The sequence below is a fragment of the Streptomyces sp. NPDC088554 genome (assembly GCF_044752945.1).
Classification (GTDB): Bacteria; Actinomycetota; Actinomycetes; order Streptomycetales; family Streptomycetaceae; genus Streptomyces.
In genome coordinates, this window is record NZ_JBIVMF010000018.1 from 1 (window position 1) to 14,747 (window position 14,747).

12 protein-coding genes and 2 pseudogenes are annotated in these 14,747 nt (G+C 70.2%); 9 read left to right on the forward strand and 5 right to left on the reverse strand.

All coding sequences use genetic code 11. The features are described from left to right. Positions 1-120: 120 nt before the first annotated feature. A pseudogene (locus ACIP8W_RS21350) lies at positions 121-471 on the reverse strand (beta-L-arabinofuranosidase domain-containing protein); the annotation flags it as partial. Between the two features lie 95 nt (positions 472-566). On the opposite strand from ACIP8W_RS21350, the pseudogene ACIP8W_RS21355 reads away from it, so the two are divergent. Further along, a pseudogene (locus ACIP8W_RS21355) lies at positions 567-933 on the forward strand (family 43 glycosylhydrolase); the annotation flags it as partial. An 88-nt stretch (positions 934-1,021) separates the two neighbouring features. Here ACIP8W_RS21355 and paaK read toward each other — a convergent pair. After that, positions 1,022-2,359, reverse strand: coding sequence for a phenylacetate--CoA ligase PaaK (gene paaK, locus ACIP8W_RS21360; RefSeq protein WP_401955854.1), 1,338 nt, complete (start codon positions 2,357-2,359; stop codon positions 1,022-1,024). Positions 2,360-2,605: 246 nt separating this feature from the next. On the opposite strand from paaK, the gene paaA reads away from it, so the two are divergent. The 6 genes from paaA to uppS all read left to right on the forward strand — a co-directional run bounded on the left by paaA (position 2,606) and on the right by uppS (position 8,241). After that, positions 2,606-3,631: a 1,2-phenylacetyl-CoA epoxidase subunit PaaA gene (gene paaA / locus ACIP8W_RS21365; RefSeq protein ID WP_401955853.1), complete on the forward strand. Its 1,026-nt coding sequence runs from the start codon at positions 2,606-2,608 to the stop codon at positions 3,629-3,631. Then, entirely contained in the window at positions 3,628-3,930 is a 303-nt protein-coding gene (gene paaB, locus ACIP8W_RS21370; protein ID WP_402204167.1) for a 1,2-phenylacetyl-CoA epoxidase subunit PaaB, read from the forward strand. The genes paaA and paaB overlap by 4 nt, the downstream gene beginning before the upstream one ends. A gap of 10 nt (positions 3,931-3,940) precedes the next feature. Next, positions 3,941-4,771: a 1,2-phenylacetyl-CoA epoxidase subunit PaaC gene (gene paaC / locus ACIP8W_RS21375; protein WP_402204169.1), complete on the forward strand. Its 831-nt coding sequence runs from the start codon at positions 3,941-3,943 to the stop codon at positions 4,769-4,771. Positions 4,772-4,773: 2 nt separating this feature from the next. Further along, complete coding sequence (gene paaD / locus ACIP8W_RS21380; protein ID WP_401955850.1) at positions 4,774-5,289, forward strand: 1,2-phenylacetyl-CoA epoxidase subunit PaaD; 516 nt, start codon at positions 4,774-4,776, stop codon at positions 5,287-5,289. Next, the gene (gene paaE / locus ACIP8W_RS21385) at positions 5,289-6,401 is read left to right on the forward strand and encodes a 1,2-phenylacetyl-CoA epoxidase subunit PaaE (RefSeq protein WP_402204171.1); all 1,113 of its coding nucleotides are present in this window, start codon (positions 5,289-5,291) and stop codon (positions 6,399-6,401) included. Before paaD ends, paaE begins: the two co-directional genes overlap by 1 nt. A gap of 223 nt (positions 6,402-6,624) precedes the next feature. Then, positions 6,625-8,241 (forward strand): polyprenyl diphosphate synthase, encoded by a 1,617-nt coding sequence (uppS, locus tag ACIP8W_RS21390; protein ID WP_402204173.1) that lies wholly within the window; start codon positions 6,625-6,627, stop codon positions 8,239-8,241. A 19-nt stretch (positions 8,242-8,260) separates the two neighbouring features. Here the strand turns inward: uppS and ACIP8W_RS21395 are convergent, their stop codons facing one another. The 3 genes from ACIP8W_RS21395 to ACIP8W_RS21405 all read right to left on the reverse strand — a co-directional run bounded on the left by ACIP8W_RS21395 (position 8,261) and on the right by ACIP8W_RS21405 (position 12,068). After that, positions 8,261-8,905 (reverse strand): hypothetical protein, encoded by a 645-nt coding sequence (locus ACIP8W_RS21395; RefSeq protein WP_401955847.1) that lies wholly within the window; start codon positions 8,903-8,905, stop codon positions 8,261-8,263. 206 nt (positions 8,906-9,111) lie between these two features. Continuing rightward, a complete protein-coding gene (locus tag ACIP8W_RS21400; protein ID WP_402204175.1) occupies positions 9,112-11,082 on the reverse strand; it encodes a right-handed parallel beta-helix repeat-containing protein in 1,971 nt (656 codons plus the stop codon). A gap of 218 nt (positions 11,083-11,300) precedes the next feature. Beyond that, positions 11,301-12,068 (reverse strand): FadR/GntR family transcriptional regulator, encoded by a 768-nt coding sequence (locus ACIP8W_RS21405; RefSeq protein WP_401955845.1) that lies wholly within the window; start codon positions 12,066-12,068, stop codon positions 11,301-11,303. A gap of 119 nt (positions 12,069-12,187) precedes the next feature. Here ACIP8W_RS21405 and ACIP8W_RS21410 point away from each other — a divergent pair, with 119 nt between their 5' ends. Together ACIP8W_RS21410 and ACIP8W_RS21415 are read left to right on the forward strand one after the other, a co-directional pair. Then, on the forward strand, positions 12,188-13,303 hold the full coding sequence (locus ACIP8W_RS21410; RefSeq protein WP_401955844.1) for an enolase C-terminal domain-like protein: 1,116 nt from the start codon (positions 12,188-12,190) through the stop codon (positions 13,301-13,303). A gap of 74 nt (positions 13,304-13,377) precedes the next feature. Then, the gene (locus tag ACIP8W_RS21415) at positions 13,378-14,742 is read left to right on the forward strand and encodes an ABC transporter substrate-binding protein (protein WP_402204177.1); all 1,365 of its coding nucleotides are present in this window, start codon (positions 13,378-13,380) and stop codon (positions 14,740-14,742) included. Positions 14,743-14,747: the final 5 nt, after the last annotated feature.

Sequence of the window (14,747 nt, forward strand, 5' to 3'; positions counted from 1 at the left end):
TCTCCGACGGCACCTCCCGGGCCCGGCGACACCACCCCCCAGGTCATGCCTTCGACAGGGGGCAAAAGTCATACCGGGCCCGGAGGCCAGCGGCCCTCTTGCAGGACCGCGAAAAACATAACGGGGCACGGTGCCCCGGTGGCGGCGGTGCAGTGTGTTGGCGTAGAAGAAGGCCCGGCCGTCCTCGGACGGGGCCGCCACGACCACATTGAACAGGGTCCGCTCCGCCAGGTCGGCGAAGCGCGGCTCGCCCGTGGCGAGCAGCAGACGCCGGCCGAGCATCACAGAGGCGACGCCCGCGCAGGTCTCCGAGTAGGCGCGGTCCGGCGGCAGCACGAAGTCGTCGCCGAAGGACTCGTCCCGGTGGTGCGAACCCCTGCCACCGGTCAGACAGGTCCGCCGGGCGACCGTCGCCTCCCACTGCCGTACGACCGCGCCGAGCAGCGTGTCGTCCCCGGTCTCCACCGCCACTCGGTATGGGTCCGTTGTGTCAGCCCTTGAGCGCGCCGGACATGAAGCCCCGTACGTAGTGCCGTCGCAGCAGCAGGAAGAGGAGGAGGCAGGGGCGGAACGGCAGGACGTTCATCGTCTTCTCCGCCAGCCACTGCTCCGCACCCGACTACAAGCTGGGGATGCTCACCTACAACGGCGGCGACCCGCTCAGCTCCTCCTCCTGGGTCAAGTCACCGAACCCGGTCTTCCAGCGGTCCAACGCCAACGGTGTGTTCGGCCCCGGTCACAACGGCTTCTTCGCCTCGCCCGACGGGACCGAGGACTGGATCGTGTACCACGCCAACAGCTCCGCCAGTGGTGGCTGCGACATGAACCGCTCCACCCGGGCACAGAAGTTCACCTGGAACGCGGACGGCACACCGAAACTTCGGCGTCCCGGTGGCGCTCGGCACCACACTGCCCGCGCCCTCGGGCGAGTAGGCGAGTAGGCGAACAGGAACGGAAGGCAGCCGCGGCGCAACCCGTCGAGGCCCGCCGCGGCTCCCGGTCCGCACGCGGGCCGGTGGGGTCACCGCGCGCGCAGATCCTTGACACGCCGGAGCTTGCCGAGCGAGCGCTCCAGGGTGTCCGGGTCGACGATCTCCGCGTCGACGGTGACGCCCACGCCGTCCTTGACACCCTGGACGATCTCCCCGGCCGCGGCCCGGCGCCGCTCGGGTCCCGCGTCGGGGCGCGCCTCGGCGCGGACGGTCATGTGGTCCATCCGGCCGCGCCGGGTCAGCAGCAGCTGGAAGTGCGGGGCAACGCCGGGGACGCGCAGCACGACCTCCTCGATCTGGGTGGGGAACACGTTCACCCCGCGCAGGATGATCATGTCGTCGCAGCGGCCGGTGATCTTCTGGATACGGCGGAAGGCGGGGCGGGCGGTGCCGGGGAGCAGCCGGGTGAGGTCGCGAGTGCGGTAGCGGATGACGGGCAGGGCCTCCTTGGTGAGGGAGGTGAAGACCACCTCGCCCTCCTCGCCCCCGGCCAGGACCTCGTCCGTGTGCGGGTCGACCACCTCGGGGTAGAAGTGGTCCTCCCACACGTGCGGCCCGTCCTTGGTCTCCACGCACTCCTGTGCGACACCGGGACCGATCACCTCGGACAGGCCGTATATGTCGACGGCGTGCAGGCCCGCGCGCTCCTCGATCTCCCGGCGCATCTCCTCCGTCCACGGCTCGGCGCCGAAGATGCCCACTTCGAGGGAGCTGGTCCGCGGGTCGATGCCCTGCTTCTCGAATTCGTCGAGCAGGGCCAGCATGTAGGACGGGGTGACCATGATGATCTCGGGCTGGAAGTCCTGGATGAGCCGCACCTGGCGCGCCGTCATGCCGCCCGAGGCGGGGATCACCGTACATCCGGCCCGTTCGGCGCCGTAGTGCGCGCCGAGGCCGCCGGTGAACAGGCCGTATCCGTAGCCGATGTGGACCTTGTGTCCCGGACGGCCGCCGGCGGCGCGGATCGAGCGGGCGGTCACGTCCGCCCACATGGAGAGGTCGTTCTCGGTGTATCCGACGACGGTGGGACGGCCGGTGGTGCCGCTGGAGGCGTGGATGCGCCGTACATCCGCCATCGGGACGGCGAACATGCCGAAGGGGTAGGTGTCCCGCAGATCGGCCTTCGTGGTGAAGGGGAACCGCGACAGGTCCTCCAGCGTCCGGCAGTCATCGGGCGTGACCCCCGCCGCGTCGAACTTCTTCCGGTACAGCTCCACGTGGTCGTACGCGTGCCGCAGCGTCGCCCGCAGACGGTCGAGCTGGAGCCCCCTCAGCCGCTCCGCGGTCAGCCGCTCGGCGTCGTCCAGCAACTCGGGAGGGAGCGGCTCCCCCAGCCGGCCCGGCTCGGCGCGCGGTGCGCTGCTCATCGCGGCTCCTTCGTCGTCGTGAGTCGTGACCCGTTCTGTGGACTACCCGTTCTGTGGGCTCTTGCGACCTCTCGCCGACCCTTGTGAACCGACCGAACATTCGGTTAGCGTGCGGCACGGCCATGTAATCCAGCCGGGCCGGGGCCTGTCAAGAGGCATCCCCGGAGCCGGACCGGCTCTTGCCCGGCCGACGGAAACAGGTCACACTGGTACCGAACGAATGGTCGGTAGGGGAGCTGGTTATCCATGACCGTGACACATTCCGCCGCGGCAGGCGGGACCGGCGCCGAGCCGCCCCCCGGGATGCCCACGTCGCCGCCCGGGCGGCCCGATCCGCTCCAGGAGCACTTCGAGGCGACGATCGCGCGGGACCAGCGGATCGAGCCGCGCGACTGGATGCCGGAGGGCTATCGCGGGACGCTGATCCGGCAGATCGCGCAGCACGCGCACTCGGAGATCATCGGCATGCAGCCGGAGGGCGAGTGGATCACCCGCGCGCCGTCCCTGCGCCGCAAGGCCATCCTGTTCGCGAAGGTCCAGGACGAGGCCGGGCACGGACTGTATCTGTACGCGGCGGCCGAGACCCTGGGCGTCGACCGGGCCGACCTGACCGAGCGGCTGATCGAGGGCCGGCAGAAGTACTCATCGATCTTCAACTACCCGACGCCCACCTTCGCCGATGTCGGGGTGATCGGCTGGTTCGTCGACGGAGCGGCGATCTGCAACCAGGTCCCGCTGTGCCGGAGTTCGTACGGGCCGTACGCGCGCGCGATGGTGCGGGTGTGCAAGGAGGAGTCCTTCCACCAGCGGCAGGGGTACGAGCTGCTGCTGACCATGATGCGCGGCACCGACGCCCAGCGCGCGATGGTCCAGGACGCGGTGGACCGCTGGTGGTGGCCGTCCCTGATGATGTTCGGCCCGCCCGACGGCGACTCGCCCAACTCGGCCCGGTCCATGGCCTGGAAGATCAAGCGGCACAGCAACGACGAGCTGCGCCGGCGGTTCGTCGACATGACCGTCCCGCAGGCCGCGAAGCTGGGGGTCACCCTGCCCGACCCCGGGCTGCGGTGGAACGAGGAGCGCGGCCGCCATGACTTCTCCACCCCGGACTGGGACGAGCTGACCCGTGTCATCCAGGGCGACGGACCGTGCAACACGGAGCGGATCGCCCGGCGCAGGGCCGCCCACGAGGACGGCGCCTGGGTGCGCGAGGCGGCCACGGCCCACGCGGCCAAACAGAACGGGCGAGCCGGAAAGGACACGGCGGCATGAGCGACACCGACGGTGTGAAGGACGGCTGGCCGTTGTACGAGGTGTTCGTGCGCGGCAAGCGCGGGCTCAACCATGTGCACGTCGGCTCGCTGCACGCGGCGGACGACGCCATGGCGCTCACCCACGCACGCGACCTGTACACCCGGCGCAACGAGGGCGTCAGCATCTGGGTGGTGCGCTCGGAGCACATCGCCGCGTCCACGCGCGACGAGAAGGACCCCTTCTTCGCCCCCAGCGCCGACAAGGTCTACCGCCACCCGACCTTCTACGACATCCCCGCCGATGTCCCGCACATCTGAGGAGCAGGGCATGAGCGACGACCACGTCTATCTGACCCTCGCCGAGGGGCATGACGACGGCGACGCGCGCTGGGCGTTCGGCACCGGCTTCGAGGACCCGCTGCACGGCGTGGACACCGCGGTGCCCGAGGGGATCGACGCCGGAGCGCTGGCCGCGTGCTGTCTCGCGCTCGCCGACGACGCGCTGGTCTGCGCCCAGCGGCTCGCCGAGTGGTGCACCCGTGCCCCGGAGCTGGAGGAGGAGGTGGCGCTCGCCAACATCGGCCTCGACCTGCTCGGCCAGGCCCGGCTGCTGTACGCGCGCGTGGGCCGGGTCGACGGCACGGGGCGCAACGAGGACGCGTACGCCTACTTCCGTGACGCCGGCGACTTCCGCAACGTACGCCTGGCCGAACTGCCCAACGGCGACTTCGCGTTCTCGATCGTGCGGCTCCTGGCGCTGTCCAGCTGGCGCCTCGCGCACTTCCAGCGGCTCGCGTCGCACGCCGACCCCGTCCTGGCGGCCATCGCCGCGAAAGGGGTCAACGAGCTGACGTACCACCGGCAGTACGCGGCCGAGTGGGCGGTGCGGCTCGGTGACGGTACGGAGGAGTCGCACCGACGGACGCGTACGGCGCTCGACCAGGTCGCCCCGTACCTCGACGAGCTGTTCGCCGCGCACGACGCACGGGACGAGGTCGTCGCCGTTCTGCGCCAGGTCACCGAGGCGGGTGGGTTGTCCCTGCCCCCGTGGCGGCCGCTGCCCGGGGCGGGCCGCGACGGGGAGCACACCGCGCATCTCGCGCCGCTGCTGGCCGAGTTGCAGAGTGTGGCCCGCGCGCATCCGGAAGCCGCGTGGTGACCATGACGACCGCGCCGACAGAGGCCCGCCGCGCCCGGCGGATCGCCGAGCGGGTGCCGGACCCCGAGCTGCCGATGCTGACCCTGGCCGACCTCGGCGTCCTGCGCGAGGTCGAGGTGACCGGGGACGGGACCGTGGTGGCGAGCCTGACACCGACGTACTCCGGGTGCCCGGCGATGGCCGAGATGCGCGCGGACGTGGCGGCGCGGCTGACGGCGGCGGGGTTCGCGCGTGTGCGGATCCGTACGGTCCTGGACCCGCCGTGGTCCAGTGACTGGATCACGGCGGAGGGCCGCGCCAAGCTCACCGCGTACGGGATCGCCCCGCCCGGCGCGGCGCCGCGCCGGGCGACCGGGCCGGTGCCGCTGGTGCTGAGCCCCGTCCGGCGCGTGGTGGGCTGCCCGAGATGCGGCTCGGCGGAGACGGAGGAGACCTCCCGCTTCGCCGCCACGTCCTGCAAGGCGCTCTGGCGCTGCCGGGCCTGCCTGGAACCGTTCGAGTACGTCAAGGAGATCTGATGGAAGACCTGTTGGGTCCCGCCACCCCGGCGCCGCGGCCGAGGGTCCGCCGCCGTCCGGCCTTCCACACCCTGCGGGTCGCCGCCGTCCAGCCGCTGTGCGAGGACGCGGCCGCGGTCGGCTTCGAGATCCCGGAGGAGCTGGCCGGGGAGTTCGCCTTCGCGCCCGGCCAGTCGCTGACCCTGCGCCGTGAGATCGACGGCCACGACGAGCGCCGTTCGTACTCCATCTGCTCGCCCGCCGGATCGATGCCGCGCATCGGTGTGCGGATGGTGCCCGGTGGGCTGTTCTCCTCCTGGCTGGTGCGTGACGTACGCCCCGGCGACACCGTCGAGGTGATGGCCCCCACCGGCGCCTTCACCCCCGACCTCGGTGTCCCCGGCCATCATCTGCTGATCGCGGCGGGCTCCGGGATCACGCCCATGCTGTCCATCGCCGAGTCCGTGCTGGCCGCCGACCCCCGTTCGCGGGTCACGCTCTTCTACGGCAACCGGCGCGCCGCCACGGTGATGTTCGCGGACGAGCTCGCCGATCTGAAGGACCTGTATCCCACCCGGTTCGAGCTCGCCCATGTGCTCTCCCGCGAGCCCCGCGAGGCCGAGCTGCTCTCCGGCCGCCTCGACGCGGACCGGCTGTCCTCCCTCATAGGCTCCCTGGTCGAGGTGGCGGGCGCGGACCACTGGTGGCTGTGCGGGCCGCACGGCATGGTCCGCGACGCCCAGCGGGTCCTGGCCGGTCTCGGTGTCCCCGGCGACCGTGTCCACCAGGAGCTGTTCTACGCCGACGACGAGCCCGTACGGGAACTCCACCACGCGGACGCCGCCACCGAGGGGCCGGTCAGCCAGGTCACCGTCACACTCGACGGCCGTTCCACCACCTCCGCCCTGTCCCGGCGCCGGACCGTCCTCGACGGCGCCCAGCGGACCCGCCCCGATCTGCCCTTCGCCTGCAAGGGCGGGGTGTGCGGCACCTGCCGCGCCCTGGTCACCGACGGCGAGGCCGATATGCGCCGCAACTACGCGCTCGAACCCGCCGAGGTCGCCGCGGGCTATGTCCTGACCTGCCAGTCGTTCCCGGTCTCCGCGTCGCTGAGCGTCGACTACGACAGCTGAGACGGCGCCCGCTCCGTCGGGCAGAGCCACCGAACGGGTCTGCGCGGAAGGGCTGTTCGCCGAACTCGTGTCCTTGGCGTCGAACCGGTGACGAGCGCCGCGCGACCGGCACTGTCCGGCCGGAGGGTCGTTAGGACGGTGGAGGCACGGCTCCGGGTCTCCACCGTCCGGCCCGGCTCCGGGCCTGACGACGGCGCGGCTGTCGGAGAGAGCGGAAAGGCCGGTGAACGAAGTCTTGTTCGATGATTCACCCGAACTGCGGGCGTCCTACGAGGTGTGCGAGGCGGAGGTCAAGCAGTTCCTGGCCGGGATGTGGCAGGCGATCGAGTTGCTGCCCGCCGACGTCCGCCCCCACTTCCACGCCGTGCACGGCTTCCTGCTGCACTCCGACCGTACCGCCGACGAGGGCGGGACACAGGAGGAGCGCGAGACGCGCTTCGCCCGCTGGCGTACCGAAACCCTGCGGGAGCTGCGGACGGGACACAGCGAACACCCGTTGCTGCGGGCGTTCGTGGACACAGCACGACGGTGGGACCTCGACCACGCGGTGATCGAGGAGTTCCTCGACACCATGCGGATCGATTGCGCCGCCCCGCCCTGCTACGAGACGTTCGAGGACCAGCGGCGCTATCTGCGGGGCATCTCGGGGACGGTCTCGGAGATGTGGACTCCGCTGCTGGCGGCGGCCGGGCCAAAGGTGCGGGCGCTGACCTCCCTGCTGGGCGAAGTGGGCCAGCTGGTGGATATCTTCGAGGATCTGCCGGCCGACCTCGCCGCCGGCCGCTGCTATCTGCCGCGCGCCGATCTGCGGGAGCGGGGACTGACGGTGGGCGACCTCGTGAGCGGTGACCGCCGGGAGGCACTGGACGAGCTGGTGGGCGTCCAACTCGAACGATGGCGAGGGATGTTGGAGCAGGCGGCGCCGGTGGTCGGGGTCGTGGACCGGGCGTACCAACCCTTCCTGCGCACCCTGCTCCTGGGGGCGCAGTTGCAGTTCGACGAGGTCGCGCTCCTGCGGTCCCGGGTCTTCGCCGAAGGGCTCGAACCCCTGGCGTCGGCGGGCCGGACACCCCGCCGCCCGGCCTGGCCGTACGCCGGTGCGGTGCCGGACCACATCGCGGTCATCATGGACGGAAACCGGCGGTGGGCCGCGCGGCAGGGCCAGCCGGTCTCCCAGGGCCATGAGGCGGGCGAGTGGGCCGCTCTGCGCCTGGTCAACTCCGCTCTGCGGCTGGGGGTGCGGCACTTGAGCATCTACGCGTTCTCCACCGAGAACTGGGACCGCCCCCAGGAGGAGCTGGCCTCCCTGTTCGACACCATGGCCGGCGGAGTCGACCAGGGTGTGGAGTGGCTGCACGAACTCGGTGTACGGATCCGCTGGTGCGGGCGGCGCGACCGTATCGATCCGTCGTTCGCCTCCGCTCTGACACTGCTGGAGAGCATGACGTCGAACAACGACGCGCTGTCCCTGACTGTCTGCGTCGACTACGGAGGACGGGACGAACTGGTCCAGGCCGCGCGCGCGTTGGCCACCGAGGTCGCCGCGGGGACGCTCCGGCCGGAGGACATCGGCCCCGACGACCTGGCGCGGAACCTGTACGTACCCGGCCTGCCCGATGTCGATCTGCTGATCCGTACCTCCGGCGAGCAGCGGATCAGTAACTTCCTGCCCTGGCAACTCGCCTACGCCGAGCTGGTCTTCGACCCGACGCCCTGGCCCGACTTCGGCCTGGAGCAGCTGCGGAACGCGATCGCGGTGTACGCCGGCCGCCGACGCCGCTTCGGCGGTGGTCTTCTTCCCGGCCAGGCCCGGCCGGTGGAGCCGGCCCGGGGTGTCTGATCCCGGGCCGGCTCGCGCCTCATGGCTTCGGCGGGGTGTACACACCCTCCGCGGTCGCGTACCCCAGAACCGTGTCCGCGGTGAACGGGACCGCGCCGAAGGTGGCGGTGTACATCTCCAGCGCCTCGGGCGTGGGGCGCAGCGGAACCTCGTTGATCCGGACCTTCAGCGGCTTGCCCAGCGGTACGGTGTCGGTGGTCAGCAGCGCCTCGGCCAGGCCGCACCGGAGCGCCGAGGGGTGCCCGACCTCGACGCCGTTGACCACACACCTCCCGGACGCCAGACCGTCCTCCAGGACGCTGCGCAGGTCGAGGAAGCGGGCGGTGCCGAGCGGTGTGCGTACCGCGACCCCGCCGTCGAGGGCGCCGCCGCCCTCGGCCTTCGGCAGGTTCGTCAGCGAGGGTTCGCCGTTGCCGGTACGTACGGGGAACCGCACCGCCGTACCACGGGAGTCCCGCACCAGCCGGGCGGGGGCCACGGCCTCCACCTCGGCCCCGAGCCGGTCCAGTTCCGCCTGGACCTCCCGGGTCCACCGGACCTCGATCCAGCCGTCGGAGACCGTGCCGTACTTCTCGGCCTCGGCGGCGGAGGCCGTCCCGGTGAACTGGGCCAGCAGGGGCGCCGCCAGGGCGGCGCCCAGAACGTTGCGTCGTGTCGCGCTCATCTCGTACGTACCATCCTTCCTCGGGTCGCGGGGAGCGGCCCGAGGGGATCATCCAGCCGCGGGAGCCACGCGATCCGCCGAACGGGCCGGTAGCCGCCCGAAAGAAGGACATGCCGTTTCAACGGGTAAGGACGGGTATACGGGCCTCGGATTCACCGCGCGGGGCGGCCCCGGATGTCAGGGGCGGCCCCGCACACGCGTCCGAGTTACTCGCGGCGGACGCCCGCGTCCTCCATGACCCGCCGGGCGCCGGTGGGCCAGTTACCGTCGCCGACGACGACGGTGCCGGTCACCACGTTGCCGCGCTCCCCGTCGTAGAGGCTGATGGCGCCGTCGCTCGTCCAGTTGTCCGTCACCGTGAGCGCGCCGGTGTTGTTGGTGGCGTTGTGGTTCTCGTGGGCCCAGTGACCGGTGTTGCGGAAGACGTTGTTGCTGTCGGTATAGCCGCGTGATCCTTCGTCGTGGTAAATGCCGTAGTGACCGTTGTTGTCGGCGCAGTAGTTCCGGTCGATGCGGGTGCCCGGCGCGTCGGAGAGGGTGTAGACACAGGCTCCGTCGTCCATCTGGCCCATGACGTCGTGCAGGTGGTTGCCGGTGACCTTGAGGTTCTTCAAGGTGGTGGGGGTGGTGTAGCGGGGCTGGAAGTCATACAGCCCGCGGTTGACGTAGTCCTGGCTGCCACCGGGGTCGTTGGTGCCCCAGCCGTAGCCGATCGCGATGCCGGTGTAGGGCAGGTGGGAGATCTCATTGTGCGAGACGGTGACATCGGTGGCGTAGGTGACCAGCACGGCCGTCATGTCCCGGTAGTCCAGCGCGAGATCGCGCATCACGTTGTCGCTGATGGTGATGGACCGGTTGACCATACGGCTGTCGCCGGGGTGGTGGGCGTCGGCCTGGACCCCGCCGACCACCACACCGCCGCCCGCGCCCTGGGTGAAGACGTTGCCGGTCACACTGACATTCTCGGCACCGAGCCCGACCCCTGTGACATGGGCGTTGGCGTCGTTGCCGATACCGAGGCCCACCTGACCGAGCTGGGAGAACCGGTTGCCGGTGAAGCTGATACGGGAGGCGGCCGAGACCTGGACGGCGGCCGGCATCTGGCGCCAGTGGGGACGGGTCGCCTCGAAGAGCTGGCAGCCGAACTGGCAGGAGTCCAGCGCGTCGGACGGGCGGTCCCAGGAGCCGTCGACGAACGCGCCGGTCTGCTGGTCGGCGTACCCCTGGCCGGTGGACGGCCGCAACCAGCTGGTGTGCGAGAACTGGAGCCCGGAGAAGGCGAGACGGGTCGCCGGGGCGCGGTAGGTGCCGCCGATGGCGAGGAGCGACTCCAGCCTCGGGATCTCCACATCTGCGGTGGCCATGTCCTGGCCGGGGAGGGGCTTGTAGTACAGGGTCCCGGTGCGGGTGTTCAGATACCACTCGCCCGCCGTGTCGAGGAACTCGTACGCGTTCTCGATGTACAACGGCCCCTTGCGGAACGGGTTGGTGATCGTGTCGTACCCGAAGGTGTTGTTGTTCCAGGCCGGCTGTTCCATGGTGATGACACCGTCGCTGATGCCCGCCACCGGCGAGTAGCGGTTGGTGAACGAACCCAGGGCGTCGATCTCGGTACGGCCGGGATCGGCCAGGCTGTTGAGGTACTTCAGGGCGCCGCTGGTGAAGGTGTAGCCGTTGGCGTCGGCGGTCAGGTCGGCGCGGTTCAGCTGGGTACGGGCGCGGGTGGCCTGGACGCCGTCGACGTACAGCTGCCGGGGATCGAACCCGGTGCCGACCCTGGCCTTCCAGATGTTCTTCGCGGGGTCCTGTTGTGTCCAGCCGGTGGCCTTCCGCGCCCCCGATATGACGGGGCGGGCACCCGGCGCGGCCTTCCAGTTGACGGTGTGTCCGTTGGTACCGGAGTCGGCCCGGGTAAAGGTCAGCGGCGCGGCGAGCCGGTAGGTGCCGCCTGCGAGCTGGACGACGATATCGGTCCTCATACGCGAGTTGAGGGCCCGCACTTTCGTCTTGGCCTGCCCGATCGAACAGGGGTGGGCCGCCGAGCAGTCGGCGCCGCGGCCGTCCGGTGCGGCGTGGATCGTCACCGCTCGCGCCGCGAAGGCGGGTGTCGCCTGGCCCAGCGCCGTCGCGGTCACCGTGGCGAGGGCGGCGACCGCTGTCAGGCAGGTTCTGCTCACCCGGTGCTGCGGTGAGGGAAATGAACGTGTGAACCGCACGTGGCACCTTCCCGAAGGTGTGGAGCCGGAGTTCTCGTGGTCCGGCTGAGTGGCTGCGGAGCAGTGGCGGAAGCCAAGCGCGGTTACATTAGTCGTCATATGAATAGCGGCAACAGATACCCGGCAGTAATTTGTTGCGTCCCGGTGCCGTCCGGAAGCGCGGGAAGCGCCGCGCTCCGCTACTCCGTCGGCCGTCGGCCGGCCGGTGAACGGCGGCGCTGCCAGGCGTCCTCGATGTGCGAGGTCATGGCCTGCGCGGCCCCCTTGGGGTCCCGGGCGAGCAGACACTCCATCAGCCGCCGGTGTTCCGCGTTGGCCAGTTCGCAGGCGCGGGCGTCGGGGGCGCCGCTGTACAGCGAGGTGGACCGGGCCTGACTGTGGACGCTGCGGACGATGGAGCTCGCGAGCCGGTTGCGCGACGCCTCCATGATCCGGCCGTGGAAGACGAGATCCGTCTCGATGAAGCGGTACGGGGCCGTGGTCTCCGTGTCCAGCCGCACGAGCAGCTCTTCGATGGTACGGAGATCGTCGTCCGTCGCCAGGGTCGCCGCCTGCGCTGCCATCTGGGACTCCAACGCCGATCTCACACCGACGAGTTGGTCGAGAACCACGAGTTGGTCGTCGTGCTGGAACGTCGCGGTCAGCACAACGGGGTCCAGCAGGTTCCACTCCTCCTGCGGTGTGACCGTGGTGCCGGAACCCTGTCTGGCGCGGACCAGCCCTTTGGCCTCCAGGGCCTTGACCGCCTCACGGACGGTGGTACGGCTGACCGCGAAGGCTTCACACAGCTCGGGCTCGATGGGCAGCGCGGAACCGGGAGGGAAGTAGCCGGACACGATCCGGTCGGCGAGCGCTTCCACCACGGCGTACGCCAGCCGTGCGGGCCGCCTGAGCCAGGGGCGCAACGGCGGCGGAGCATCGCCGTTGTCCGCGTCCGTCTCCGCCATGGCGACCACCCTCCCGCTCCCGTTGCGTGCCCGCATCCTAACCACCAATGGGTTGACGGTATTCGTATGACGACTTATGTTACCGAGGCATTTCAGGCTTCTCTGTGAGGTGGGACACCGTGCGCATCACCGATGTCGCGAGCTACCCGATCCGGGTGCCCGCCGCCGATCCGCCGTTCGTCTGGCGCGACGGTCTCCGGGGCAGCCCGCCGGAGGGCGAGGCCGCCGTGCTCCACATCCGCACCGACCACGGGGTCGACGGTGTGGCCATGTGCCCCCGGCGCGGCTCCGCCCTCATGCTGGCGGACCTTCTGGACCGGGTCCTGCGCGAGGAGCTGGTGGGTCAGGATCCGCTGCGGCGCGAATGGCTCTGGCACCGGATGTGGGAGCTGGACCGCATCGAGGAGCTGCCGCTGTATCTCCTCGGTCTCGTCGACACGGCGCTGTGGGACCTGGCGGGGCGGCTCGCGGACCGGCCCACCTGGGAGGTACTGGGCGGCTACCGCACCTCCATCCCCGCGTACGCCTCCACGGTCACGTACTCCTCCATCGCGGAGTATCTGGACATCGCCGACCAGGCGTTGGAGCTGGGCTACCCGGCCATCAAGCTGCACGCCTGGGGCGACGCGCGACGCGACGCCAAGCTGTCCGTGGCGCTGCGCGAGCATGTCGGTGACGACATCCCGCTGATGTTCGACGGCTCCGCGGGCTTCGATCTGCCCGATGCCGTCCATGTCGGCCACGCCCTGTCCGATGCCGGCTATCTCTGGTACGAGGAACCGATGCGCGAGTTCAGTGTGACCGCGTACCGGCGTCTGGCGGACGCGGTACGGGTGCCCCTGCTCGTCGCGGAGACCTCCGACGGGGCGCATATGAACTCCGCCGACTTCATCCAGGCGGGCGCCGCCACCTTCGGTGTCCGTGCCTCCACCCAGCTGCGGGGCGGCTTCACCGGCGCCATGCGCACCGCCCATCTCGCCGACGCCTTCCGGCTGCGCGCCGAGGTGCACGGACCCGAGATCCCCAACCGGCATCTGTGCATGGCCATCTCCAACACCACATACTACGAGTCCCTGGTGATGGGCAACCCCATCAGCCGTGAGAGCGGCATCGACGCCGATGGCACCGTCCACGCCCCCACCGGTCCCGGCGTCGCGCTGCCCGCCGGGCTCGATTACCCGGCCGTGCTCCAGCCGTACGTCGACGCCAAGACGGCCACCCCGCCCAAGGCATGACCCTCGGGCCTCCCCGCCCGCATCCTTCGTCCCTCACGATCGTCCCGCGTCCCAGCGGAAAAACGAGGTCACCAATGAACAACGGTGTTCGGTACTCCTCTCGTCCACGTGTCACAGGCGCCCTCGCGGCTGTCGGTGTCATGTGTCTGCTCTCGCTGGCCGGTTGCGCCAGTGCGGATCCCACTCCCCCGGCGGACCGGCCCGCCGCGGCGTTCTCCCCCGTGCCCCAGAAGGCGGGGAGCACGATCACGGTATGGGCGGACGCCACCCGGGTGCCGGGAGTGATGGCCTATCAGAAAGCCCATCCGGAGGTGAAGTTGAAGGTCGTCACATACAGTGGTGACGCCAACGGAGCCAACGACCTCCAGACCAAGGTGCAGCTCTTCGACCGGACCGGCAGTGGCTGGCCCGATGTCGCCTTCAGCGCGAACGTCAACGACGGCACCTGGGCCTCGCAGGGCAGGACACCCTACGCGGCCCCCGTCAACCGGGACATCATCCCGAAGGCCACCCTCAGCGGCTTCGCGGAAGGCGCCCTGGACCCGTGCGTCTTCAACGGTGACACCTACTGTGTCCGCAACGACCTTGCGCAGAACGTCCTTTGGTACGACAAGAAACTGATGGACGACTTCGGGTACACCGTCCCGACCACCTGGGAGGAGTACCAGGCCCTCGGGGAAAAGGTCGCCAAGGAGCACCCGGGCTATCTCGTCGGCACCGCCGGTGACTCCTACACCCCGGAAGTGTATTTCTGGGCGAGCCAGTGTCCCGCGAGCACGGTCACCGGCGGCAAGAAGGTCACCGTGAACCTCGAAGACCCCAAGTGCACCCGGATGGCCGAGCTGCTCGACACCCTGATCGCCAAGGGGTCGGTCTCCAAGGACACCGTCTTCAGCACCGGCTTCATCAAGAACAGGGCCGACAAGGTCCTGATGCTCCCCGGCCCGTCCTGGTACGGCCAGGTGCTGTTCCACTCGACCTTCAAGACCCCCGAGGGCCGGATAGCGGCGGCCGCTCCCCTGAAGTTCGAGGGCGACACCACCAACTACACCGGCAATGTCGGCGGTGGTCTGTGGTTCATCTCCTCCCACAGTGAGAATCTCGACGCGGCTTCCGACCTGGTGACCTGGATGACCACCTCCAACGACTACCAGGCCACGGCCGGAACCTATCCCGCGTACAAGAAGGCCGCCACCGCCTGGCTCGCCAACCAGGCCGGGACCGGTTACTTCGCCGGTGATGTCGGTGGCACCCTCCAACAGGCCGCCGAGCGGGTGTGGCCGGGCTGGTCCGCCACCCAGTACAGCCAGGAGGCGATCTACGCCTCCACCGTGGTCCCCGCCCTCAACTCGGGCAAACCGCTGACCGATACGCTCGGTGTCTGGCAGCGCGCCATCACCGACAAGGCCAGGTCCCTCGGCTACACCGTCGAGCGGTGAGGTGC